Genomic DNA, 23,472 nt, shown 5'->3' on the forward strand with positions numbered 1-23,472 from the left:
CATGAGTACAGAATTACTGATCAATGTCACACCGAGCGAAAGCCGTGTTGCCCTAATAGAAAACGGTGTACTGCAAGAAATACAGCTAGAGCGAATTGGTAATCTAGGTATTGTAGGCAATATTTACCTAGGAAAAATAAGCCGTGTACTTCCGGGTATGCAGGCTGCTTTTGTTGATATCGGCCTTGAAAAAGCGGCATTTTTACATGCATCCGATATTGTAAATAGTGCCTCTATTGTTGAAGGCGTAGACGACGTACCAATAAAAAAAGTACAAGACATTAGAGAGTTAGTTCGTCAAGGCCAATACATTATGGTGCAAGTGGTAAAAGATCCGCTAGGCACTAAAGGCGCAAGACTCACCACAGATATAACTATTCCTTCTCGCTATTTAGTGTTTATGCCAGATGCGACCCATGTAGGGGTTAGTCAGCGTATTGAAACTGAAGAAGAGCGCTCACGCCTTAAAAAAATAGTCGCAGAATATGGCGATGAAAATGGCAGCTTTATTGTACGTACAGCAGCCGAAGGCGCTAGCGAAGCAGAATTACGACACGATGCCGGTTTTTTAAGAAAACTGTGGGAAAAAATTACAGCTCGTCGCAAAAAAACCAGTAAGGCCAGCATCCTTCACGAAGATTTAACGCTTGCCTTTAGAACCCTACGTGACTATGTAGGCGAAGATATGGAACGCATTCGCGTTGACTCTAAACTTACTCATGAAGAGCTAAAGTTATTTACTGAAGAGTTTGTTCCACAACTGTCTCAAGTACTCGAATACTATCCAGGTGAGCGACCTATATTTGATTTGTTTGACGTTGAAAACGAAATTCAAAAAGCACTACATCGTAAAGTCACACTAAAATCTGGTGGTTATATAATTATTGACCAAACAGAAGCAATGACGACTGTTGATGTTAATACTGGTGCATTTGTGGGACATCGTAATTTAGAAGAAACAATTTTTAATACCAACGTAGAAGCAACCTCTGCAATTGCGCGCCAGCTTAGGCTGCGTAATTTAGGCGGTATTATCATTATCGACTTTATTGATATGGTAAGTGAGGATCATAAGCGCCGAGTATTACATTCACTTGAATCGGCACTCGCAAAAGATCGTACTAAAACGAATATTAATGGGCTTTCAGCGCTTGGGCTTGTTGAAATGACACGTAAACGTACACGCGAAAGCTTAGAACATATTTTATGTGATGTATGCCCGGCGTGTTCTGGTCGTGGTTCGCAAAAAACAGTTGAAACGGTTTGCTACGAAATACTACGTGAAATAGTGCGTGTTAACCGAGCATACGCTGCCGACAAGTTTATGGTGTATGCGGCGCCTGCTGTGAGCGAAGCCCTACTAAACGATGAGTATCATAACCTTGCCGAGCTTGAACTATTTATTGGTAAGCAAGTCAATATTCAAACAGAGAGCTTATACAGCCAAGAACAGTTTGATGTGGTAATGATGTAATGAAAGCAAAAGCGGTCTGTTTTTTTTGTTTTAGAAAGTTATGGCAGACCTGCGCCATAATTTTGGTATTACTGGCCGTTATTGTTTCAATTTTAAAATATACCCTCCCGTATGCAAACGAATACAAAGGTAATATAGAAAGCTATTTACACGAAAAGTTTGAAATAAGCTTATCTATCGGTGAAATATCAGCTAGTTGGCAGGGCAGTGGTCCTGCATTAGTGCTAGAAAATTTATCGTTTAAAGATAACGAAACCGCGCCAATATCACTCACCATTGCTAAAACCAGCTTAGAGCTAAATCTATGGGAAAGCTTAAAAGCACTGCAACTTAGATCTAATTATTTTGTTATTAATGGTTTTCATACCAGTGTAAATATCACCAACTTATTTAAAACCGGTGACAACGATGAAGTCTCTTTTGAGCAAAAAGAGCTGATTGAAGAACTGTTTTTGGGTAAAACGGGTCATTTTGCAATAGAAAATTCCAGTATTAACTTTGTTCTAGAAGACGGTAAAGAACGTAAGTTACTCCTCAAAAATATTGTTTGGCAAAATGAAGATGAGCAGCATCTTGGTAGTGGGAGCTTAGCACTGCCGGGTATTTCGGTCGGTGATTTTGATGCGCGCATAGCACTCACTGGCGATACCCTAGAGCAAGTTGCGGGCGACATTTATGTGCAGGCTAACAAAGTCGATGTATCTAACTGGTTAGCGCAATATATAAATACGCAAAAGCAACAACTGCATAGCGATATTAATTTACAAGCGTGGCTAAAACTAGATAAAGGTTTTGTAAGCGATATAAAAATGCAGTGGCTACCAAGCTTTGTGCGTTGGCAGCGAGAAGAGCAAAGCCAACAAGTTAGCTTGAGTGAAGGTGGATTCCATCTATATCCCGAGCAAAATAGCTGGCACTTAAAAAGCACCGGTTTAACATTTAATAGTAACGATAAAGCATGGCCAAGTTTAGAGTTTGAAGCTCAACTAGGGGCGAAAAATGAAGTGTGGCTCCATCAAGTTGATTTTGAATTACTGAGTAACCTAGCAGGGCTAAGTAATTTTAATGCACTTGAACCATTTTTAGAGCGCCAACCTAGCGGGCAAATAGATCAAGCTTATTTAAATTTTTCTAATGCACAGCAATGGCAATTATGGTTTGAGGCTGACAATATTGGTTGGCAAGAATTAAGATCGGTACCTGCAGCACAAGGACTTAGAGTAAATGGTTTACTTAATCAAAGTAGTGGTCGAATAAATTTATTTGGCGAAAATGGCACATTAGTTACAGGCGAAAGCTTTAGTAACGACATAAATTATAATCAGCTAAATGTAGAGCTAGATTTAGCTAAGCGAGATGATGGCTGGCATATAAGTAGTGACAATATATGGTTTGATAATGATGACGTCACTCTTGCTGCAGAATTACAAATTAGTCTAACAGATGATCCTCGATTAGATCTTTACGCTGAAGCCTTCGCCCCAGATGCCAAAATTGCAGGTCATTATTTCCCATTAAAAGCAATGAGCCCTGAGCTCGTTAGCTATTTAAATGGGGCAATTAAAGGCGGAGAAGTATCTAAAGCACAAGTCTTATTTGCAGGACCTTTATCGGGCTTTCCATTCACCGATGGCAGTGGCCAGTTTGGTGTATTAGCGCAAATAGACAACGCAACCTATGAGTTTGATCCTGATTGGCCTTCGGTCACCAATGCCGACGTACAGCTACATTTTGATAATGAGCGTATGGACATATATAGCCAGCAAGGTAAGTTGGTTAATTTAGATATTGGTAATAGTGTACAGGTAAGCATTACAGATTTAATGCATGCTGATGAACTTATTGTGCAAATTGATAAAAAAGCAGAGATGGAAAAGTTACATGACTTTTTTGCAGCGACACCTATTGCCAAACCTCTTGCTGAAATTTTTAAAGTTGTACAGGGCAAAGGCGAAGCCGATGCCAGTATTGAGCTTTTAGTAGGCTCTAAGTTTAAAGGCGGAGCCAGTGTTAGCGGCAAAGTTAATTTAAATGACTTGCCAGTATTTATAGCAACGCCAGGTATTGAGCTTAAAAACTTAACTGGCGAGCTTAATTTTAAAAACGACAATATCACACTTAAAAATGCGACTGCGAAGTGGTTGGGCATGCCGCTAACTATTAATTACAGCAGCAAAAGTGATGCTAAAAATTACCAAGCAAACATAGATATAAACGCCAAAATTGACGCCGATACATTAATTGACAGTGGACAAGGTATATTAAAAAATTATTTAAGCGGGCAAAGCGATGTTGATATTGGTTTAGTACTTAATTTTACCGAACAAGGCTTTAATTACCGTGCACAGGTAAACTCAGAACTACTTGGCTTAACGAGTAACTTACCCGCACCTTATAATAAAAATAGCGAACAAGCGTGGGCGCTTGATGCAATAGTACAAGGTGATGACATTTCTAATCTCATTACAGCAAACGCTAATCAACAGTTTTACTTTAATGCTATTTTAGAAAATGGTAAATCACAGTTTAGCAATGTCCATTTTGTGCTCGGAAAACAAGATTTAGGATTAAACCAAAAAGATTTAAGCGTAAATATAAATCTAGAACAGAGTGAATTAGTGCCTTGGTTTGATCTGATTGATCAAATAATTAAAGCTGGTAAAGCAAACCCAGATCAAGAATCAAAAGGGATTATGCCACCGCTTAATGAGGTGGTCGCAAATATAGGTTTACTTGATGCGAGTAACATCATTTTTAATGATTTTGAAATGCGTTTAGCACCATCAAAAGACGATTTATACCTAAAGCTAAATGCTAAAGAACTTAGAGCTGGGGTTTTTATTCCTACATCACAGCCTAGCCAGCCCATACGAATTAATGCCGATTACTTAAGGCTTAATTTTGCACCGCACAATGAGCAAGCACTTGAAATAACAGATGTACTTCCTGAGAAAGACTTGAGCTGGCTTACTAAAATACCTGCTATTGAGTTTGAATGTAGTGATTGCAAAATTGACCGCTACCAACTTGATAAAGTGAGTGCGTCATTATTAGGTGATGGAGAGCGTTTATCAATATCAGAACTTGTAGTCGATAAAGGCGATCATGTACTGCGCACTAAAGGGCAGTGGCAAAATGGATTAACAACGCTAAGTGGCGAGCTTAAAAGTGATGATATAGGCGCTCTTTTTGGCGAGTTTGATATAACCTCCGCGATTAAAGATTCAAAAGCCGATCTAAATTATGATCTTACTTGGCAAGCAGCACCTTATGATTTTGATGTGAAAAGTTTAAGTGGCGAGATAGCTTGGGATTTAGGAGAAGGTCACTTAACTGAAGTTAGCGATGGCGGGGCACGCGTATTTTCGTTACTGAGCCTTGATTCATTAGTACGCAAGCTGAAACTTGATTTTAGAGATGTATTTTCAAAGGGCTTTTTTTATAACAGCATGCAAGGCACTATGCAGTTAGAAAACGGTATCGCTTACACTAAAGATACTAAAATGGACGGCGTACCCGCCGATTTAACCATTAAAGGTTATGCAAATTTAAACACGCTTGATATAGATTATGACCTTGCTGTAGCGCCGCAGGTAACCTCGAGTATTCCGGTTATAGTTGCATGGATGGTAAACCCAGTAACAGGGCTTGCTGCCTTAGCAATTGATAAAGTTATTCATTCTGCGCGCGTCATCTCAGAGATCAACTTTAAAGTAACGGGTAAAATGAACGATCCTATTGTTCAAGAACTCGACAGAAAAAGTCGTGAAGTTACACTACCTCAAGCTGCGCAAAATCAGCCACAAGCATCAGTCGATTTAAAACTTAAAGATGCTCAAGTAACAGTAACGCAATGAACAAAACAGCAAGCATAAGCACACCCACAATAGTTGCCCTACAAATGTGTTCAGGGCTAAACCCTGATGACAACATTGCAAGCTTAAAGCGCGCACTTAAAACCCTCCCAACAACGAGGCCATTACTTGTTTGTTTGCCTGAGGCTTTTTTAGTGTTTAGTAAAAGCGGCAACGACACGTTACGTGTTGCTAAGCAAGTTGAGCGATACAAACTACAACTTAGTGAATTGTGCCAACACCATAATATTTGGTTAAATGCAGGGACAATGCCTGAGCCATTTAACGAACATAAATATTATGCAGCATCGCACTTATATAATAATCAAGGCGAGCTGGTTGCAACGTATAACAAAATACATTTATTTGATGTAAACGTAGATGATCAAACAGGTAGCTATCGAGAGTCAGATTTTACCCAAGCAGGTAGCGATGTGGTTGTTGTTGATTCTCCCTTTGGTAAAATAGGCTTAACAGTATGTTATGATCTGCGCTTTAGTGGCTTATTCAACGAACTAGTACGCCAAGGCGCCGATATTATTTTAGTACCCAGTGCATTTACAGTCGTCACAGGACAAGCGCATTGGCAGCCATTATTAGCAGCTCGCGCAATAGAAACACAATGTTATGTAGTTGCAGCAGCTCAGTACGGTACACATGAAAATGGCCGACAAACATATGGCCACAGTATTATTATTTCACCTTGGGGAAATATCCTGAGTGAATTGCCAACAGGCACCGGTTTTATAAGCTGCAACGCAGATTTAGACCAGTTACAAAAAATTAGACGAGATATGCCCGTGCAGTCTCATCAACGATTTAGAGAGCATTTATTATGAATTCGGTTGAACAGCATTTACTACACGACAGCCAGCTAAATAGAGAAGAGCTCGAAAAAACGCTCGCTTACATACATCAGCATAAAGTGGATTACGCCGATTTATATTTTCAATCAAGCCACCACGAATCATGGGTGCTTGAAGACGGCTTAGTTAAAGAAGGCTCTTATAACGTTGAACGTGGAGTTGGTGTACGTGCTGTAAGCGGCGAAAAAACAGGTTTTTCTTACTCTGATGCAATAAATCTTGAAGCACTTAATAAAGCGGCTACAGCGGCTCGTAGCATCGCAGATGCTGGCGAAGATAGAGCGATTAAAGTATTTAGTGATGTTAAAGCTAAAGAGCAGTTTGCACCGCATCAGCCAATTTCGAGTATGAGCGATACCGACAAGGTGAGCTTATTACGCGAACTTGAAAACTATATTCGTGAGCTAGCACCCGATGCAGAGCAAGTCATTAGTTCAATGTCAGCGGTTTACGAAGAAGTATTAATCGCAGCAAGTGATGGTACGTTTGCCACCGATATTCGCCCGCTTATTCGTTTAAACTGCTCAGTACTGCTTGAAAAAAATGGTCGCCGTGAACGCGGTGGCGCAGGTGGTGGTGCACGTTTAGATTATGGTTACTTTAAAGAACTTGTTGATGGTAAACCACGTTGGATGGAATTTGCTGAAGAAGCTGTACGCCAAGCTAAAGTAAATCTTGAAGCTATTGATGCACCTGCAGGCACGATGGAAGTTGTACTTGGTAATGGTTGGCCTGGCGTGCTTTTACACGAAGCAGTAGGGCATGGACTTGAAGGCGACTTTAACCGCAAAGGCGCGTCTGCGTTTAGTGGTAAAGTGGGCCAAAAAGTAGCATCTGAGCTGTGTACTGTTGTTGATGATGGCACCATGGCCGATCGCCGTGGGTCACTTAATGTGGATGATGAAGGCACACCAGCCGCTTACAACGTACTCATCGAAAACGGTATTTTAAAAGGCTATATGCAAGATAAGCTAAACGCGCGTTTAATGGGTGTAAGCCCTACAGGTAACGCACGCCGTGAGTCGTATGCACATTTACCAATGCCTCGCATGACTAACACATACATGTTAGGCGGAGAGCACAGCCAAGCCGATATTATCAGCTCAGTTAAAAAAGGGGTATTCGCGCCTAACTTTGGCGGCGGACAAGTTGATATAACGTCTGGTAAGTTTGTATTTAGCGCATCAGAAGCGTATTTAATCGAAAATGGTAAAATTACCCAACCAATTAAAGGCGCAACGCTTATTGGTAATGGCCCAGAAGTAATGCAGCAAATATCGATGGTTGGTAACGACTTAGCACTTGATAAAGGTGTTGGTGTGTGTGGTAAAGATGGTCAAAGCGTACCGGTAGGCGTAGGCCAACCAAGCCTTAAAATTGATCGGTTAACAGTCGGTGGTACAGCATAAAAAACCATGAGCGCGAAGTGGATTCGCGCTTTCGTTTTGATGAAAGTGAGGTTTTACACCTCGCTTTTTAAATATACGCTCACGTAATAGAGCGCGAAATAAATTCGCACCTACGATTTGCATTCTTACTCTGTGTAGGTGAGGTTTTACACCTCGCTTTTTAAATATACGCTCAGAAATAGAGCGCGAAATAAATTCGCACCTACGATTTGTATTTTTACTCTGTGTAGGTGAGGTTTTACACCTCGCTTTTTAAATATAGGCTCAGAAATAGAGCGCGAAATAAATTCGCACCTACAATTTGCATTCTTACTTTGGGTAGGTGAGGTTTTACACCTCGCTTTTTAAATATACGCTCACGTAATAGAGCGCGAAATAAATTCGCACCTACGATTTGTATTTTTACTCTGTGTAGGTGAGGTTTTACACCTCGCTTTTTAAATATACGCTCAGAAATAGAGCGCGAAATAAATTCGCACCTACGATTTGCATTCTTACTCTGTGTAGGTGAGGTTTTACACCTCGCTTTTTAAATATACGCTCAGAAATAGAGCGCGAAATAAATTCGCACCTACGATTTGTATTTTTACTCTGTGTAGGTGAGGTTTTACACCTCGCTTTTTAAATGTAGGCTCAGAAATAGAGCGCGAAATAAATTCGCACCTACAATTTGCATTCTTACTTTGGGTAGGTGAGGTTTTACACCTCGCTTTTTAAATATACGCTCACGTAATAGATCACGAAATAAATTCGCACCTACAATTTGCCTGCTTAGTCTGGGTAGGTGAGGTTTTACACCTCGCTTTTTAAATATACGCTCACGTAATAGAGCGCGAAATAAATTCGCACCTACGGTTTGTATTTTTACTTTGTGTAGGCGAGGTTTAGGCTTCTCCTTCATCCTCTTTATTTTTTTCAGCCTCTTTGTACCATAACGCAAAAAAGCATTCTGTTAATTTGTGCTCTATCTCAAGCGCTTTTTCTGTTGGGCAAAACAAGGTAAAGCTTGCTTTAAATTCACCTAAATCGGTTGTACCAAAGTGAATTACCGGTTCTGGGCCAGATATTTTTGCATCAAGTTTGCGCTCAATCATCGAATTATAACGGCTTGCTACTTCTTGAAACTCTTCGCAGTACAGTTTAGCTTGCTCAGTCAATGTGTCGTGAATAGGGTACGGGTTAAAGCTCTCTCTTCGGACAATAATAAAATGATGTGTAACAAAGCGTTTTACAAAGTTTAAGTTTTTAATAGAACTGGTAATCAGCTTATTATTAGGTATGTATATGGTTTTTCTAGAAAATTGATAAGTGTGTATATCAATTTCATGCATGGTTGTTTTAATCCAATCAGTTTCAGCTACTTCACCAAAGTAATCACCTACTTGTATCCAATCACCGACTCTAAACGGGCGGGTTGTTACGAGGTAAAAAAAGCCTATTACACACTGAATAAACTCACGCGTTGCAAGCACAATCGCCACAGCAAAAGCAGCAATAGAAAGTGCAAAGTTTTGAATTTCGGTAGACCACACAAATAGCAGCGATATCATCATTACAAAATTAATAAAATGCTTAATATTGTGTGCGATATAACGAATATCTTTTTCTTTTTTTTCTGCGCGATTTTTAGCCAGCTTATCAACAAGTACTTTTAGTACAAATGCAATTGTGATCATTACAATTGAAAGAAGAAACGGATGCAGCAATATATCTTTAGTCATAATATCCAATTAAACGCGAGTTAATAAAAACAGGCTCAGTATATTGATTTATTAAACCAATTAGCAAATTTAGTGCAAAAAAAGTAACCAATAAAAATGGAGAAACGCTATTGAGTTACTTCATCAGTGCAATGTTTGTGATTTTTAGCCATTCTTTTTCGGCATATGAGTACAAGCTCAATGGCTGAAATAAAGATTAGAGTATAGCCAAGCGTTTCTATACCTTCTTCAACAATGTTTTTTACCGCACGTACATAGTCATCACCCATTACTGAATGCCAAAATGCGCCTTTGCCCATCATTCGCGAAAATGCGAGTAAAGTAACCATGCCTGATAAGCAAATTCCATAACTAGGAGTGAAGCTATAGGCTTTTAAAGCGTTAAAAATACTTCCTTTGTTTGTTATTAAATAAACAAACACACCAGCTAAAATTGAATAGACGATACTTTGCCAAGCGCCATCAAAAAAGTATAAGTCGAGGTAGGTATCAAACTCTCTTACAAACATCATTGCCGATAACGCAGCAAGTAATACTGCCGGTATTTTGAGTTGAAAGTTAATTCGCGAAGCATAGAAAAACAAAATACAGCTTAAAAAAGTTAAAACATCTTGCATATGTTCAGTAAGAGTTTCTTCACTGTAAAGTGCATACTGTTTTAATTCAAAGCCTTCAAGTTGAATTAAATGAGCAACACCCGCTAGGCATAATAAATAAATAAAAGATCGCAGTAAAAACATAAATAACCAAGAGAAACTATAAATGCGCGAGATTCTAATTGTAAAAATGCCTTAAAGCCAAAACAAAATTTAAACTTTTAATCTTTTTATCGGTCTAATATTTTTGCTGTTAAAATAATGGCTTAGATATTTATTTAATGTTGAATGGATGTTTTTAATGTGACGTTTTAAGTGGTTTGTTGTGCAAAATATAACAAGCATTAAAAAGCCCTTACTATTTACTTAGCAAGGGCTTTTTATAATTGAGAACTTAGAGTTTAGCGCCTAGCGCATCGTTACAAATTCTTCCGAGCCTGTCGGGTGAATCGCAACAACGGCATCAAAATCAGCTTTAGTAGCGCCCATTTTCATGGCAACGGCAAAACCTTGAATCATTTCATCAACCGCAAAACCAATACCATGTAGGCCAACTACTTTTTCGTCAGGGCCGGCACATACAAGTTTCATTTTACAAGGCTGGCGATGTTTAGTTACCGCTGTGTACATAGCCGTAAAACCAGATTGGTAAATTTTAACGTTTTCTTCGCCGTACTGAGAAATAGCTTCTTGCTCAGTTAAACCAATAGTACCAATAGGTGGATGACTAAATACAACAGTAGGAACTAAGCTGTAATCCATTTTTAAATCATCTGGTAGTTCTTTATTAAATAAACGCTCAGATAAAGTACGGCCTGCTTTTACTGCTACCGGTGTAAGTTCAATACCATTTTCGATGATATCGCCAACCGCGTATACATTTTTAGCTGTGGTATTTTGATACTCATCAACTTTTACAAAACCACTGCTGTTTACTTCTACGCCAGCTGCTGCAACGTTAATAGCATTGGTTGTTGGCTCGCGGCCAATGGCCCAAATAACTTGATCAACGTTATGAGTTTTGCCGTTATCTAAATGTAGTGTTACAGAGCCATCATCTTCTTTTACCAATTTATTTGGTACAGAGTGAGTATGTAAAGTAGGACCTTCGGCAGCCATTACTTCAACAAGCGTATCTACAATATATGGGTCAAAACTACGAAGTGGGGCATGCTTACGTACAAATAAATGTGTCTCAGTACCTAAACCATGTAATACACCAGCAAGCTCAACGGCTATGTAGCCTGCGCCTATTACTGCAACGCGTTTAGGTTGCTCTTTTAATTCAAAAAAGCCATTTGAATCGATACCGTGTTCAGCACCTTCAATATGCGGAATGCTTGGGCGGCCGCCTACTGCAATTAATATATGATCGGCTGTGTAGTGCTCGCCGTTTACTTCAACTGTTTTATTATCTACAAATTTAGCAAAGCCTTTAATTACAGTAACGCCATTGCTAGCAAGGCCACTGTCGTAACCTTTATGAATTCGGCCTATGTAGGCTTCACGGCTTTCTACTAACTTGCTCCAATCAAAGCCTTTAACTTCAACATTAAAGCCGTAATCTGGGGCATATAAATTAATTGCTTCAGCAACCTGAGCACCGTGCCACATTACTTTTTTAGGTACACAGCCCACGTTTACACACGTGCCGCCCATGTGTTTTGCTTCTATAAGTGCTACTTTAGCGCCACGCATTGCCGCTCTATTTGCAGAGGCAATACCACCACTGCCACCACCGATTGCAATATAATCAAAGTGTTGTGTCATTTTATGTCCTTAGGCGTTGAGTTTTATGCGCATTAGCATAACATTAAGTTTTAAAAATAAAGAGTGTTTAGGTGACCTATGTTTAGTAAAAAAACATTCGAATTTCTTGCCCAGCTTGATCAAAACAATAATAGAGACTGGTTTAACGACCATAAATCACAGTATGAGGAATACGTAAGAGAGCCCGCTTTAGATTTCATTAAGCAAATGCAAGCACCACTTGCTGAGGTTTCTAGCCATTTTGTCGCATCAGATAAAAAAGTCGGCGGTAGTTTAATGAGAATCCATAAAGACGCGCGTTTTAGTAAAGATAAAACCCCATATAAAATTAATGTAGGAATTCAATTTCGCCATTTTATGGGAAAAGACGTACACGCCCCAGGGTTTTACTTTCACTTAGCAAATGACGAATGTTTTGTAGGTGCTGGTATTTGGCGACCAGAATCAAAGGCGCTTAACGCAATTAGAACCTGCATAGATGAAAACCCAAATAGCTATAAAAAAGCAATTTATGATGAGCAATTTAAATCTATATTTGAAATGTCAGGAGAGTCGCTAAAACGCCCACCAAGAGGTTTTGAAAAAGAGCACCCCTTAATAGATGAGCTCAAACGAAAAGACTTTATAGCCATTAGCCCACTTACTCAAAAGCAAATATGCAGTAATAACCTAGTTGATACGGTGTTAGAACGTTATAAAGTGGCCGACTCATTAATGGGTTATTTGTGTTTTGCTCTGGAGCAACCTTATTAAAATTACACAACTTAAAAGCGGCTGAGTTGTTTTTTTACTTTTAGACCCAATTTAAAACGTAATGCATTAACGCAAAGAGAGTATTTATGAGCAACCCACTAATTGGCCTTGAAGGCTTACCACCATTTTCAAAAATAAAGCCTGAGTACGTAGTACCAGCACTAAAAGACGGTATCGAGCTTTGTCGTAAAGCCATTGATGACGTGTTAGCTAAAGGCTCGTACACGTGGGATGACTTAGTATTACCCCTTGAAGAAGCCGACGATAAATTATCGCGCATGTTCTCCCCTGTATCGCACTTAAATTCAGTAATGAATAACGACGAATTACGCGAAGCTTACGAGCAGTGCTTACCGTTAATATCTGAATATTCAACATTTGTAGGTCAGCATCAAGGTTTATACAACGCGTATAATACGCTTTATAACAGTGACGAATTTAAAACGCTGACTACAGCACAACAAAAAACAATTACTAATGCGCTACGCGATTTTAAATTATCGGGTATTGCTCTGGCGGCAGAGCAGCAAAAACGCTACGGCGAAATTAGCGCGCGTTTATCAGAACTTGCCTCAAAATTTGGTAACAACGTAATGGATGCCACACTTGCTTGGCACAAACATATTACTGATGAGAGTGATTTAGCAGGCTTGCCAGAATCTGCTTTAGCACTTGCAGCTGACACAGCAAAAAGTAAAGAATTAGATGGTTGGTTATTTACACTCGATTTCCCGTCGTATTTACCAATAATGGCTTACGCAGATAACCGCGAATTACGCAAAGAAACTTACACCGCGTTTTCTACGCGCGCATCAGATCAAGGCCCTAACGCCGGTGAGTTTGATAACTCTGATATTATGAGCGAGGAGCTTGCGCTTCGCCATGAACTTGCACAGTTACTAGGGTTTAGCAGCTACGCTGAAAAGTCACTCGCGACTAAAATGGCCGAAACACCAGAACAAGTATTCTCATTTTTAGAAGACCTAGCAGCTAAATCAAAACCACAAGCAGAGCAAGAAGTGGCCGAGCTAAAAGCGTATGCTGAGCAAAAACACGGTATTTCTGAATTAGAAGCATGGGATTTTGGTTACTACAGCGAAAAGCTTAAGCAAGAAAAGTATGCAATTTCAGACGAAGTACTACGTCCTTACTTCCCAGCAAATAAAGTGCTTAGCGGCTTATTCGAAACCGTTAATCGCTTATTTGGTATTAGCGTAAAAGAAGTTACTGACTTTGATACTTATCACAAAGATGTACGCTTTTTTGAAATTGTAGATAGTAGCAATACTCTACGCGGACGTTTTTATCTCGATTTATATGCACGCGACCACAAACGTGGCGGCGCGTGGATGGATGACTGTATGGGTCGTAAAGTACGCGCTAACGGCGAACTACAAACTCCAGTGGCTTATTTAGTGTGTAACTTTAATAAGGCGGTTGGCGATAAACCGGCACTGTTTACTCATGACGAAGTAACTACTTTATTTCATGAGTTTGGTCATGGTATTCACCACATGCTTACACAAGTTGATGCCGCGCCAGTGGCTGGCATTAATGGTGTAGCGTGGGATGCGGTAGAGCTTCCTAGTCAGTTTTTAGAAAATTGGTGTTATGACGAAGAAGCCCTGAGCTTTATTTCAGGTCATTATGAAACGGGTGAGCCGTTACCTAAAGAGTTACTTGATAAATTACTAGCGGCTAAAAACTATAACTCAGGCGTACAAATGCTACGTCAAATTGAGTTTTCGTTATTCGATTTTAAAATCCATAACGATTACAAAGTGGGTGAGCAATGCCAAATTCAAGCAGTACTAAACGATGTACGTAGCCGCACATCAATCGTTAAACCGCCTGAGTTTAACCGTTTTCAAAATGGTTTTAGCCATATTTTTGCCGGTGGTTATAGTGCAGGTTACTACTCGTATAAATGGGCTGAAGTACTTTCTGCTGATGCATTTTCTAAATTTGAAGAAGAAGGTATTTTTAACGCTGAAACAGGGCAAGCCTTCATGCAAAATATTTTAGAAAAAGGCGGTAGCGAAGAGCCAATGGAATTATTTAAAAAGTTCCGTGGTCGTGAGCCAAATGTCGACGCGTTACTACGCCATAGCGGTATTGCTGTTTAAAAATTAATATTTAGCACAAACCAAATTAAAGCGCCTATATGGCGCTTTTTTATTATTTTAAAATTATTATCTAATAATTTTTAGTAATTTCATCCTACCGTACTATGCTTTTAGCACACCTAATAAAATGGACTAAGGCATGGCAAAGTTGGTATTGGCAATTGATGACGACAAGTATGTTCATCATATAATTGAAGAGTCTTTAGCAGGGTTTTGTAAAATAATTCATGCAAAAGATGGCGATGAAGGATTAAGGCTAACCAATAAATACAACCCAGATATTATTTTACTCGATATTGAAATGCCAGGTATGTCAGGTTATGACGTATGTAAAACTATAAAGCAGAGTCAAAATACTCAGGATATTCCCGTTATGTTTCTCTCATCCAAAATAGAGCTGAGCGATCGGGTAAAAGGTTATAGCGTCGGCGCATCTGATTACATTACAAAACCTTTTAACGCAGAAGAGTTAATAGCGCGAATAAAGGTACTTTACGAATATAGGCAAAAATGCGCAAAACTAAAATTGGATATAGTAAAAGCGAATAAAACAGCTGAAATAGCAATGACAGAGTCGGGCGATATGGGGCGTATAATGCGCTACGTTGGACAAAGTTATCACGCTAATAACTTTCAATCGTTGAGTGAATACTTTTTTACTTTTTTTGCTCCTTTAAATTTAGATGTTGTGGTGGTGTTTTGGTATCAAGGGAAAGGTATTTTTTACAGCCAGCAAAGTGGTGTTTGCCCGTTAGAGCAAGAGCTGCTTGAGCAACATCGACATGCTCAACGATTTGTTGATATTGGTAGCAGTACTATTATTAATTATCCCAAAGTATCCCTTTTGATAAAAAATATGCCTGTTGATAACGATGCTTTGTACGGGCGCTATAAAGATCTTTTCCCGCATATATTAGAAGTGACCAACGAGAAGGTTGTTACCATGGAAAGAAGCGAAAGCAGTTATGAGCAGGCAGCTCAAATAAGTACAGCCCTTCAAGACATTGTTAAGCAGTTAACTACTCAAAATATAGAGCAAAACAAAAGTACTAAAGAGTTTATAGAGCAGCTACATGAACTTGACTGCGCTATTAAGCTACAACAAACACAAGCAAATCCTGCGGATCTCACTTTATATATATCTCAATTGGATCAAACAATGCAGTTATTTGTATCGGCTAATAGTGATTTAGCCTTTATCAAATATCAGCTTAAGCAAGTTGCCGAAAGCCGCAATGAACTTATATCTAATTTACGTACTAAAGCGGAAGCCGCAAAGGTCAATACGAATCATCATAGTGATATAGAGCTATTTTAGTGCTTTAAAGTAAAGCGGTTGATATACTACAGGCGTATTTTATCGTCGGAGTTTATTGTGGTTATTCAGTGTGCTTTTAAAGAGTTACGCCCTTATTTAAATGAATTAGAAACACGCTTTGGTTTAGCCCAATGGGCGCAAAATTGCAGTGGCTTTAGCTTACATTACGATGATAAAGGGTTAAGTCTATTTAAAACCGACGAGCCTAAACTAGGTGCAATTAACGTTGATTTTGTAACCGGTGCTGCCGCCCATAGGCGTAAGTTTGGCGGTGGTAAAGGGCAAGCTATAGCTAAAGCGGTTGGCTTAAACAAAGGTGCAACACCTGTTGTACTTGATGCTACCGCTGGTTTAGGGCGAGATGGTTTTGTACTTGCCTCGCTAGGGTGCAAAGTTATATTACATGAACGTCACCCGGTTGTAGCTGCACTTTTATACGATGGTTTAAAGCGAGCCTATAGCGATATTGAAATTGGTTTGTGGATGAAAGAAAACATGAGCCTAATATTTGGTTCAAGCCACACTCTACTATCGCAATGTGAAAGCATGCCCGATGTGGTTTATTTAGATCCCATGTTCCCGCATCGCGAAAAATCAGCATTAGTAAAAAAAGAAATGCGCGTATTTCAAGAGCTTGTTGGTGCAGACAACGACGCTGACGACCTACTTGATTTTGCCTACCCACTTGCCAGTAAGCGCGTCGTTGTAAAACGCCCCGATTACGCCCCATTCTTAAACGATAAAACCCCAAGTATGCAAATCAAAACCAAAAAGAACCGTTTTGATGTTTATGTAAAGGCGGCGATGGTTTAAGCATCAAAACAAATCGGCGTTATATCCCTAGAACTTTTGTCGCTGAAATCATACTTTGCATGCAGCGACAACTTTGTCGCTGAAACCATAGTTTGCTTGCAGCGACAGAACTTATCCATGTAAGAATCGTTATATTGGGTTTGATCATAGGATCTAGCCTTTTGAATCTAGGATCTTATTACATTTTCATGTTAGAATTTGCGCAATTTTTTGGCATAGCAAAGTAGCACAGTAATGATCTTAGATGATATTCGCATTGTTTTAGTTAACACGTCACATTCGGGCAATATTGGTTCGGCGGCTCGCGCCATGAAAACCATGGGTTTATCAAAACTTTATTTAGTTGATCCTGCTTGCGAAATAGACAGCCAAGCAAGTGCATTAGCTGCAGGCGCAACTGATGTTTTAGGCAATGCAGTTATTGTAGGTACCGTTGAAGAAGCTATCGCTGACTGTACATTAACGATTGGCACAAGTGCGCGTTCTCGTACGCTTTCGTGGCCAATGGTTGAACCACGTGAATGTGGTGAAAAGCTCGTTGCTGAAGCCGTAAATGGTCCTGTAGCGCTAGTATTTGGTCGTGAAAACAGTGGTTTAACTAATGAAGAATTACAGCTTTGTAATTACCATGTATGTATTCCTGCTAATCCAGAGTACAGCTCGCTTAATTTAGCTATGGCCGTACAAACACTTAGCTACGAAACTCGCATGGCATTTTTAAATCAACAACCTAAAAAGGTTGAAGAAGACGATGCAGTTTACCCAAGCTCAAAGCAAACTGAGCTGTTTTATGATCACCTTGAAGACACGTTGTTTAAAACAGGTTTTATCATCAAGCAACACCCTGGTTTAGTTATGACTAAATTACGCCGTTTGTTTAACCGAGCTCACCCTGAAGATGCTGAAATGAATATTTTACGCGGTATTCTCACCTCAATTAATAAGGCTATCCCTAAGTAACTTAGGTATAGCTATTAGTTATAAAAGACCTAGACTAATTAACGCGCTAATACTTGACTAAATTACTCAGGTAATTACAATGGCTGTAATACTTGACCAAAGAGGTCAAGTATTGAAAATTTGTTAACTCTACAATTTAAAAGTAAGAGTTTCTAAATCAAATTTTTATCAAGTGATAATACTTGACTAATTTACTCTGGTAATTAAAATTTGCACTCTTTTGTGCAGGGGGCGTTATGAAGTTAACATCAAAAGGCAGATATGCCGTTACAGCTATGCTGGATGTTGCACTACACACAGGTGTAGGTCCTGTAGCCCTTGCTGATATTTCACAAAGACAAGAAATTTCTTTGTCTTACCTTGAACAATTATTTGCTCGTTTACGTAAAAATGGCCTAGTAAGTTCTGTTCGTGGACCTGGTGGTGGTTATTTACTAGGGCGTGAAGCGAGCGTTATCTCTGTTGGCGATATTATTAGCGCCGTAGACGAATCGGTCGATGCAACACGTTGCCAAGGTGCCGATACCGGCTGTCAGAGTGGTATGCGTTGTTTAACACATAATTTGTGGTCAGACTTAAGCGCACGCATAGAAGAATTTTTGAATAATATTACCCTTGCTGAATTGGTGGAAAAATCAGATGTGAAAGAAATAGCATCGCGCCAAGATAACAGTATTAATAATGCAATTAAGCAGTTGGAAAACATTCAAGTAAGCTGTCAACTTTAAGGTTGACCTGCAGCGGAGAGAGAAATGAAGTTACCGATTTATTTAGATTACGCAGCGACCACGCCTGTTGACGAACGTGTTGCTAAAGAAATGATGCAATGCCTGACAATGGACGGTAAGTTTGGTAATCCTGCGTCACGCTCACACCGTTTTGGTTGGCAAGCAGAAGAAGCTGTTGATCAGGCGCGTACAGATATTGCTGATTTAATTAATGCAGACCCACGTGAAATTGTTTTCACATCGGGTGCAACAGAATCAAATAACCTTGCTATTAAAGGTGCAGCACAGTTTTATAAGAAAAAAGGTAAGCACGTTATTACCGCTAAAACTGAGCATAAAGCTGTAATCGACACATGTCGTGAGCTTGAGCGCCAAGGTTTTGAAGTAACTTACATGGACGTTGAAGAAAACGGCCTACTTGATTTACAAAAACTTGCCGACACAATGCGTGACGACACAGTACTTGTAAGCATTATGCACGTTAATAACGAGCTAGGTGTAATTCAAGATATCGCGACTATTGGCGAAATGTGTCGCGAACGTAAAATTATGTTCCACGTAGATGCCGCGCAAAGCGCGGGTAAAGTATTAATCGACGTGCAACAGCTTAAAGTTGATTTTATGTCGTTCTCTGCACATAAAGTGTATGGCCCTAAAGGTGTTGGCGCACTTTACGTTCGTCGTAAACCACGTGCTCGCCTTGAAGCGCAAATGCACGGTGGCGGACATGAACGCGGTATGCGTTCTGGTACACTAGCTACTCACCAATTAGTGGGTATGGGTACTGCGTTTAAAATTGCTAAGCAAGATTTCGAAAAAGATCACGCACACATCAGCGCCTTACGTAATCGTTTAATCGACGGCATTATGGCTGATATGGACGAAGTATACTTTAACGGCACGCAAGACCAATCAGTACCTGGCATTGTAAATATCAGCTTTAACTTTGTTGAAGGTGAGTCGTTACTTATGGCAGTAAAAGACATTGCAGTATCGTCAGGTTCAGCCTGTACATCTGCAAGCTTAGAGCCTTCTTATGTATTACGTGCACTTGGCCGTAACGACGAATTAGCACATAGCTCAATTCGTTTTAGTATTGGTCGCTTTACTACCGAAGAAGAGATTGATTACACCGTCGAATTAATGAAAAACTCTATCGGTCGCCTACGTGAGATGTCTCCACTTTGGGAGATGCATCAAGAAGGTATTGATTTAGATTCAGTTGAATGGGCTCACCACTAATAGTGTGAGCACATACCCTAGCAGGTAATGAGGATAGAATAATGGCTTATAGTGATAAAGTAATCGACCACGTAGAAAACCCACGTAACGTAGGTACTCTAGATAAGAATGATCCGTCAGTGGCAACGGGTATGGTAGGCGCACCAGCATGTGGTGACGTAATGAAATTGCAAATTAAAGTATCTGCCGAAGGCGTTATTGAAGATGCAAAATTCAAAACCTACGGTTGTGGTAGCGCAATTGCTTCATCTTCACTTGTAACAGAGTGGGTTAAAGGCAAAACGCTAGACGAAGCAGCTACAATTAAAAACACTGATATCAGTGCAGAGCTTGAATTACCACCAGTGAAAATTCACTGTTCAATTTTAGCCGAAGACGCAATTCAAGCAGCAATTGCAGACTACAAAAGCAAACAAGCGAAGTAAGAAGAGAAACTCATGGCAGTGACATTGACAGATGCGGCAGCAAACCGCGTACAATCATTTTTAGCAAACCGCGGTAAAGGTTTAGGCCTGCGCGTTGGCATTAAAACGACGGGCTGTTCAGGTCTTGCTTATGTACTTGAGTTTGTTGACGATTTAAACGAAGACGATGAAACTTTTGCGGCTAAAGGTGTCACATTAATTGTTGACGCTAAAAGCTTAGTTTACATCGATGGTACAGAGCTCGACTACACTAAAGAAGGCTTAAATGAAGGGTTTAAATTTAGAAACCCTAATCAAGCAGATGAGTGTGGTTGTGGCGAAAGCTTTACCGTTTAAGCTTAAAATATCTTTGTAGTTTAAATAAGCCCTGCCAGTTAATGTAGGGCTTTGTTATTTCTGAATATTATTGGTTGAAGTTATGCGTTACTTTGAATTATTTGCAGTCCCCGTTGATTACAATATTGATTTAGCAACGGTTAACAAGCACTACTTGGAATTACAGCGTACTGTACATCCAGATCGCCACGCGAATGCGAGCAGCCGCGATAAGTTAATGGCAGTGCAAAGCGCCGCCGAAATTAACGATGCGCTACAAACATTAAAGCACCCAGTAAAACGTGCTGAATATATGTTGAGCGAGCTAGGCGTTGATATTCGTGCAGAGCAGCAAACCTTGCAAGATCCAATGTTTTTAATGCAGCAAATGGAACTTCGCGAAGAGCTTGAAGAGCTAACATCGTCGCGCGATCCTGATACTGCAATTGCAAATTTTGAAAAACAAATTAAGCAACTAAACACGCAGTACAGTGCACAACTTGCTGAGCAACTCGCAAGTAACGATGAGCAGCAATATCAACTTGCCGCAGATAATATTCGTAAACTGAAGTTTGTTTATAAGTTACGTGACGAACTAGAGCGTATTGAAGACAGTTTATTTGACGATTAATTACTTGCTGCAAAGCGAGCAACACGAGTTTAAAGAGCATTATGGCATTATTGCAAATTGCTGAGCCGGGGCAGAGCGCGGCACCACACGAACATAAACTAGCTATTGGTATTGATCTTGGTACAACTAACTCATTAGTTGCAACAGTACAAAGTGGCGAAGCCCGCACGTTAACTGATGATCTTGGCGCGGCTATGTTACCGTCGGTTGTTCGTTATCAAGCAGGCGGTATTACTGTTGGCGCAGAAGCTGCTCAAGCAGCAACGCAAGACCCTGCTAATACACTTATTTCGGTTAAGCGTTTTTTAGGTAAAACTCAGGCTGAAATAGAGCAAAGTTATGGGCAACTACCGTATGAGTTTTGTGAGCACAATGGTGCGCTAGCAATAGAAACTGCGGCAGGTAAAATCAGTCCAATTAAAGCATCAAGCCATATTTTAGCTGCATTAAAAGCACGAGCTGAGCAAAGTTTTGGCAACCAAGAAATTTTAGGGGCTGTAATCACAGTACCAGCGTACTTTGATGACGCACAGCGCCAAAGTACTAAAGATGCCGCAGAACTTGCTGGTATTAACGTACTACGTTTATTAAATGAGCCAACAGCAGCAGCTGTTGCTTATGGTTTAGATTCTGGCCAAGAAGGTATTATTGCTGTTTATGATTTAGGCGGTGGTACATTTGATATATCAGTACTTAGATTACACCAAGGTGTGTTTGAAGTAATGGCAACTGGTGGCGACTCAAGTCTCGGTGGTGATGACTTTGACTCACTACTTGTTGATTACTTTAAGCAGCAAACTGGTGTGTCAGCGTTGTCACCTTCAGTTTTACGTTTATTCATCAATAAAGCAAAAGCCTGTAAAGAAGCATTAAGCCAATACACTAAAGTAAACGTGGGTCTTGAGTTTGACGATCAAAAATACACAGTTGAAGTAACGCGCGAAACGTTTGACGAAATGGCTATGCCTCTCGTTAAAAAAACACTGCGTTCGTGTCGTCGTGCTGTAAAAGATGCTGGCATAGAAAACGACGAAGTACTGCAAGTTATTATGGTAGGCGGTTCAACCCGTATGCCACTGGTACGTAGCCAAGTACAAAGCTTTTTTGATAAAGAGCCGCTAACTTCAATCGACCCTGATCGTGTTGTCGCTTTAGGTGCTGCGCTTCAAGCTGACGTGTTAATTGGCAATAAGCCCGATTCTGACATGTTATTGCTTGATGTATTACCGTTATCGTTAGGTCTTGAAACTATGGGTGGTTTGGTTGAAAAAATCATTCCGCGCAATACGACGATTCCGGTAGCACGCGCGCAAGAATTTACAACGTTTAAAGACGGCCAAACAGCTATGTCATTACATGTGCTGCAAGGCGAGCGTGAGCTTGTTGATGATTGTCGTTCGCTTGCTAAGTTTAGCTTAAAAGGTATTCCACCAATGGCGGCAGGCGCTGCGCATATTCGTGTAACCTTTAAAGTTGATGCTGATGGCCTATTAAGTGTTTCAGCTATGGAAAAATCAACAGGTGTACAAGCTGAGATTCAGGTTAAGCCTTCGTTTGGTTTATCTGACGACCAAGTAGCTAACATGCTAAAAGAGTCAATGAGCAACGCTAAAGGCGACATGCAAGCACGTATGCTTAAAGAGCAACAAGTAGAAGCTCTGCGTGTAATAGAAGCGCTTAATGCATCACTTGCAGCCGATGCTGCATTGCTTGACGATATGCAACTTGCTAACTTACGCGCTGAAATTGCAGAACTGGTAAAAGTGCGCGAAAATGCACAAGAGCCTGGCGAAATTAAAGCAGCTATCGAAAAAGTCGATAATGCGAGTAGCGACTTTGCATCGCGTAGAATGGATGCATCAATTAAAAAGGCCCTTACAGGGCAGTCAGTAGACAACATTTAAGAGAGATTAGAATGCCACAAATTGTTTTTCTTCCACATCCTGAATTATGTCCTGACGGCGCTGCAATTGAAGCTCCTACAGGCCAAACGGTACTCGACGCTGCACTTAAAAATGGTATTAGCATTGCACATGCCTGCGAAAAGTCGTGTGCATGTACAACTTGTCATTTAGTGATTCGTGAAGGATTTGATTCACTACAAGAGAGTGATGAGCTAGAAGATGACATGCTAGATAAAGCATGGGGTTTAGAGCCTGAGTCACGCCTTGGTTGCCAAGCAATTATAAGAGATGAGGACTTAGTGGTTGAAATACCTAAGTACAATCTCAATATCGTTAATGAAGAGCACTAGTTTTTAACGATGTATATATTAAAAGCCGCTGTTTGATACAGCGGCTTTTTTGTTTCAAGAAAGCATTTATAAACACGTAGCAGCGACTTTATGTCGCGTTTTTAAATATCAAACGTTTTAAGTTAAATTTTTCTAATCTCAAACTTGAACATCAAAATGATCACGTATTTTTCAGATTATATAAACGCGGGGTAAACCCGCTGCTACGAGTTCAACC

At 40.0% G+C, this 23,472-nt stretch carries 19 protein-coding genes; 16 read left to right on the plus strand and 3 right to left on the minus strand.

Translation table 11 applies throughout. From position 1 onward, the window contains the following. The first annotated feature begins 1 nt into the window (after position 1). The 4 genes from rng to tldD are packed head-to-tail and all read left to right on the plus strand — an operon-like array spanning position 2 to position 7,603. Entirely contained in the window at positions 2 to 1,474 is a 1,473-nt protein-coding gene (rng, locus tag CXF76_RS05385) for a ribonuclease G (protein ID WP_007586345.1), read from the plus strand. Continuing rightward, on the plus strand, positions 1,474 to 5,331 hold the full coding sequence (locus tag CXF76_RS05390) for a YhdP family protein (RefSeq protein WP_101163212.1): 3,858 nt from the start codon (positions 1,474 to 1,476) through the stop codon (positions 5,329 to 5,331). The genes rng and CXF76_RS05390 overlap by 1 nt, the downstream gene beginning before the upstream one ends. Continuing rightward, entirely contained in the window at positions 5,328 to 6,167 is an 840-nt protein-coding gene (locus tag CXF76_RS05395) for a carbon-nitrogen hydrolase family protein (protein ID WP_101163213.1), read from the plus strand. The genes CXF76_RS05390 and CXF76_RS05395 overlap by 4 nt, the downstream gene beginning before the upstream one ends. Next, positions 6,164 to 7,603, plus strand: coding sequence for a metalloprotease TldD (gene tldD, locus CXF76_RS05400; protein WP_101163214.1), 1,440 nt, complete (start codon positions 6,164 to 6,166; stop codon positions 7,601 to 7,603). The genes CXF76_RS05395 and tldD overlap by 4 nt, the downstream gene beginning before the upstream one ends. Before the next feature lie 884 nt (positions 7,604 to 8,487). On the opposite strand, the gene CXF76_RS05410 is transcribed toward tldD, so the two are convergent. From CXF76_RS05410 to gorA, 3 genes are all read right to left on the minus strand, one after another. After that, on the minus strand, positions 8,488 to 9,324 hold the full coding sequence (locus CXF76_RS05410; RefSeq protein ID WP_024594472.1) for a mechanosensitive ion channel family protein: 837 nt from the start codon (positions 9,322 to 9,324) through the stop codon (positions 8,488 to 8,490). Positions 9,325 to 9,431: 107 nt separating this feature from the next. Further along, positions 9,432 to 10,064 carry a hypothetical protein gene (locus tag CXF76_RS05415; RefSeq protein WP_024594473.1) on the minus strand — a complete coding sequence of 211 codons (633 nt, stop codon included), beginning with the start codon at positions 10,062 to 10,064 and terminating at the stop codon, positions 9,432 to 9,434. Positions 10,065 to 10,328: 264 nt separating this feature from the next. Further along, positions 10,329 to 11,690 (minus strand): glutathione-disulfide reductase, encoded by a 1,362-nt coding sequence (gorA, locus tag CXF76_RS05420; protein WP_024589851.1) that lies wholly within the window; start codon positions 11,688 to 11,690, stop codon positions 10,329 to 10,331. A 78-nt stretch (positions 11,691 to 11,768) separates the two neighbouring features. Here gorA and CXF76_RS05425 point away from each other — a divergent pair, with 78 nt between their 5' ends. The 12 genes from CXF76_RS05425 to fdx all read left to right on the plus strand — a co-directional run bounded on the left by CXF76_RS05425 (position 11,769) and on the right by fdx (position 23,255). Further along, the gene (locus tag CXF76_RS05425; RefSeq protein ID WP_024589850.1) at positions 11,769 to 12,443 is read left to right on the plus strand and encodes a DUF2461 domain-containing protein; all 675 of its coding nucleotides are present in this window, start codon (positions 11,769 to 11,771) and stop codon (positions 12,441 to 12,443) included. Between the two features lie 86 nt (positions 12,444 to 12,529). Further along, positions 12,530 to 14,569: an oligopeptidase A gene (gene prlC / locus CXF76_RS05430; RefSeq protein ID WP_101163216.1), complete on the plus strand. Its 2,040-nt coding sequence runs from the start codon at positions 12,530 to 12,532 to the stop codon at positions 14,567 to 14,569. A 139-nt stretch (positions 14,570 to 14,708) separates the two neighbouring features. Beyond that, complete coding sequence (locus CXF76_RS05435) at positions 14,709 to 15,887, plus strand: response regulator transcription factor (RefSeq protein ID WP_101163217.1); 1,179 nt, start codon at positions 14,709 to 14,711, stop codon at positions 15,885 to 15,887. Between the two features lie 57 nt (positions 15,888 to 15,944). Then, on the plus strand, positions 15,945 to 16,700 hold the full coding sequence (locus tag CXF76_RS05440; protein WP_024605444.1) for a class I SAM-dependent methyltransferase: 756 nt from the start codon (positions 15,945 to 15,947) through the stop codon (positions 16,698 to 16,700). Between the two features lie 234 nt (positions 16,701 to 16,934). Continuing rightward, positions 16,935 to 17,660: a tRNA (cytosine(32)/uridine(32)-2'-O)-methyltransferase TrmJ gene (gene trmJ, locus CXF76_RS05445; protein ID WP_024589846.1), complete on the plus strand. Its 726-nt coding sequence runs from the start codon at positions 16,935 to 16,937 to the stop codon at positions 17,658 to 17,660. A 236-nt stretch (positions 17,661 to 17,896) separates the two neighbouring features. After that, positions 17,897 to 18,388: a Fe-S cluster assembly transcriptional regulator IscR gene (iscR, locus tag CXF76_RS05450; protein WP_007586371.1), complete on the plus strand. Its 492-nt coding sequence runs from the start codon at positions 17,897 to 17,899 to the stop codon at positions 18,386 to 18,388. Positions 18,389 to 18,412: 24 nt separating this feature from the next. Continuing rightward, positions 18,413 to 19,630: an IscS subfamily cysteine desulfurase gene (locus tag CXF76_RS05455; protein WP_002958425.1), complete on the plus strand. Its 1,218-nt coding sequence runs from the start codon at positions 18,413 to 18,415 to the stop codon at positions 19,628 to 19,630. Between the two features lie 41 nt (positions 19,631 to 19,671). Next, positions 19,672 to 20,055 (plus strand): Fe-S cluster assembly scaffold IscU, encoded by a 384-nt coding sequence (gene iscU / locus CXF76_RS05460; protein WP_007377675.1) that lies wholly within the window; start codon positions 19,672 to 19,674, stop codon positions 20,053 to 20,055. Positions 20,056 to 20,067: 12 nt separating this feature from the next. Continuing rightward, positions 20,068 to 20,391: an iron-sulfur cluster assembly protein IscA gene (gene iscA / locus CXF76_RS05465; protein ID WP_007377674.1), complete on the plus strand. Its 324-nt coding sequence runs from the start codon at positions 20,068 to 20,070 to the stop codon at positions 20,389 to 20,391. Positions 20,392 to 20,473: 82 nt separating this feature from the next. Then, complete coding sequence (hscB, locus tag CXF76_RS05470) at positions 20,474 to 21,001, plus strand: co-chaperone HscB (protein ID WP_007586374.1); 528 nt, start codon at positions 20,474 to 20,476, stop codon at positions 20,999 to 21,001. Between the two features lie 41 nt (positions 21,002 to 21,042). Then, positions 21,043 to 22,905: a Fe-S protein assembly chaperone HscA gene (gene hscA / locus CXF76_RS05475; RefSeq protein WP_101163218.1), complete on the plus strand. Its 1,863-nt coding sequence runs from the start codon at positions 21,043 to 21,045 to the stop codon at positions 22,903 to 22,905. Positions 22,906 to 22,916: 11 nt separating this feature from the next. After that, positions 22,917 to 23,255: an ISC system 2Fe-2S type ferredoxin gene (gene fdx / locus CXF76_RS05480; RefSeq protein WP_007586379.1), complete on the plus strand. Its 339-nt coding sequence runs from the start codon at positions 22,917 to 22,919 to the stop codon at positions 23,253 to 23,255. Positions 23,256 to 23,472: the final 217 nt, after the last annotated feature.

It is taken from the genome of Pseudoalteromonas sp. 78C3 (genome assembly GCF_002836695.1).
GTDB lineage: Bacteria > Pseudomonadota > Gammaproteobacteria > Enterobacterales > Alteromonadaceae > Pseudoalteromonas > Pseudoalteromonas arctica.

Bases quoted from the DNA above. Each gene is read 5' to 3' on its own strand.
- prlC (WP_101163216.1), top strand. From the start codon at position 12,530: ATGAGCAACCCACTAATTGGCCTTGAAGGCTTACCACCATTTTCAAAA.
- CXF76_RS05390 (WP_101163212.1), top strand. From the start codon at position 1,474: ATGAAAGCAAAAGCGGTCTGTTTTTTTTGTTTTAGAAAGTTATGGCAG.
- iscR (WP_007586371.1), top strand. From the start codon at position 17,897: ATGAAGTTAACATCAAAAGGCAGATATGCCGTTACAGCTATGCTGGAT.
- CXF76_RS05415 (WP_024594473.1), bottom strand. From the start codon at position 10,064: ATGTTTTTACTGCGATCTTTTATTTATTTATTATGCCTAGCGGGTGTT.
- rng (WP_007586345.1), top strand. From the start codon at position 2: ATGAGTACAGAATTACTGATCAATGTCACACCGAGCGAAAGCCGTGTT.
- CXF76_RS05410 (WP_024594472.1), bottom strand. From the start codon at position 9,324: ATGACTAAAGATATATTGCTGCATCCGTTTCTTCTTTCAATTGTAATG.
- hscA (WP_101163218.1), top strand. From the start codon at position 21,043: ATGGCATTATTGCAAATTGCTGAGCCGGGGCAGAGCGCGGCACCACAC.
- fdx (WP_007586379.1), top strand. From the start codon at position 22,917: ATGCCACAAATTGTTTTTCTTCCACATCCTGAATTATGTCCTGACGGC.
- trmJ (WP_024589846.1), top strand. From the start codon at position 16,935: ATGATCTTAGATGATATTCGCATTGTTTTAGTTAACACGTCACATTCG.
- iscU (WP_007377675.1), top strand. From the start codon at position 19,672: ATGGCTTATAGTGATAAAGTAATCGACCACGTAGAAAACCCACGTAAC.
- CXF76_RS05455 (WP_002958425.1), top strand. From the start codon at position 18,413: ATGAAGTTACCGATTTATTTAGATTACGCAGCGACCACGCCTGTTGAC.
- iscA (WP_007377674.1), top strand. From the start codon at position 20,068: ATGGCAGTGACATTGACAGATGCGGCAGCAAACCGCGTACAATCATTT.
- CXF76_RS05395 (WP_101163213.1), top strand. From the start codon at position 5,328: ATGAACAAAACAGCAAGCATAAGCACACCCACAATAGTTGCCCTACAA.
- hscB (WP_007586374.1), top strand. From the start codon at position 20,474: ATGCGTTACTTTGAATTATTTGCAGTCCCCGTTGATTACAATATTGAT.
- CXF76_RS05425 (WP_024589850.1), top strand. From the start codon at position 11,769: ATGTTTAGTAAAAAAACATTCGAATTTCTTGCCCAGCTTGATCAAAAC.
- tldD (WP_101163214.1), top strand. From the start codon at position 6,164: ATGAATTCGGTTGAACAGCATTTACTACACGACAGCCAGCTAAATAGA.
- CXF76_RS05435 (WP_101163217.1), top strand. From the start codon at position 14,709: ATGGCAAAGTTGGTATTGGCAATTGATGACGACAAGTATGTTCATCAT.
- gorA (WP_024589851.1), bottom strand. From the start codon at position 11,690: ATGACACAACACTTTGATTATATTGCAATCGGTGGTGGCAGTGGTGGT.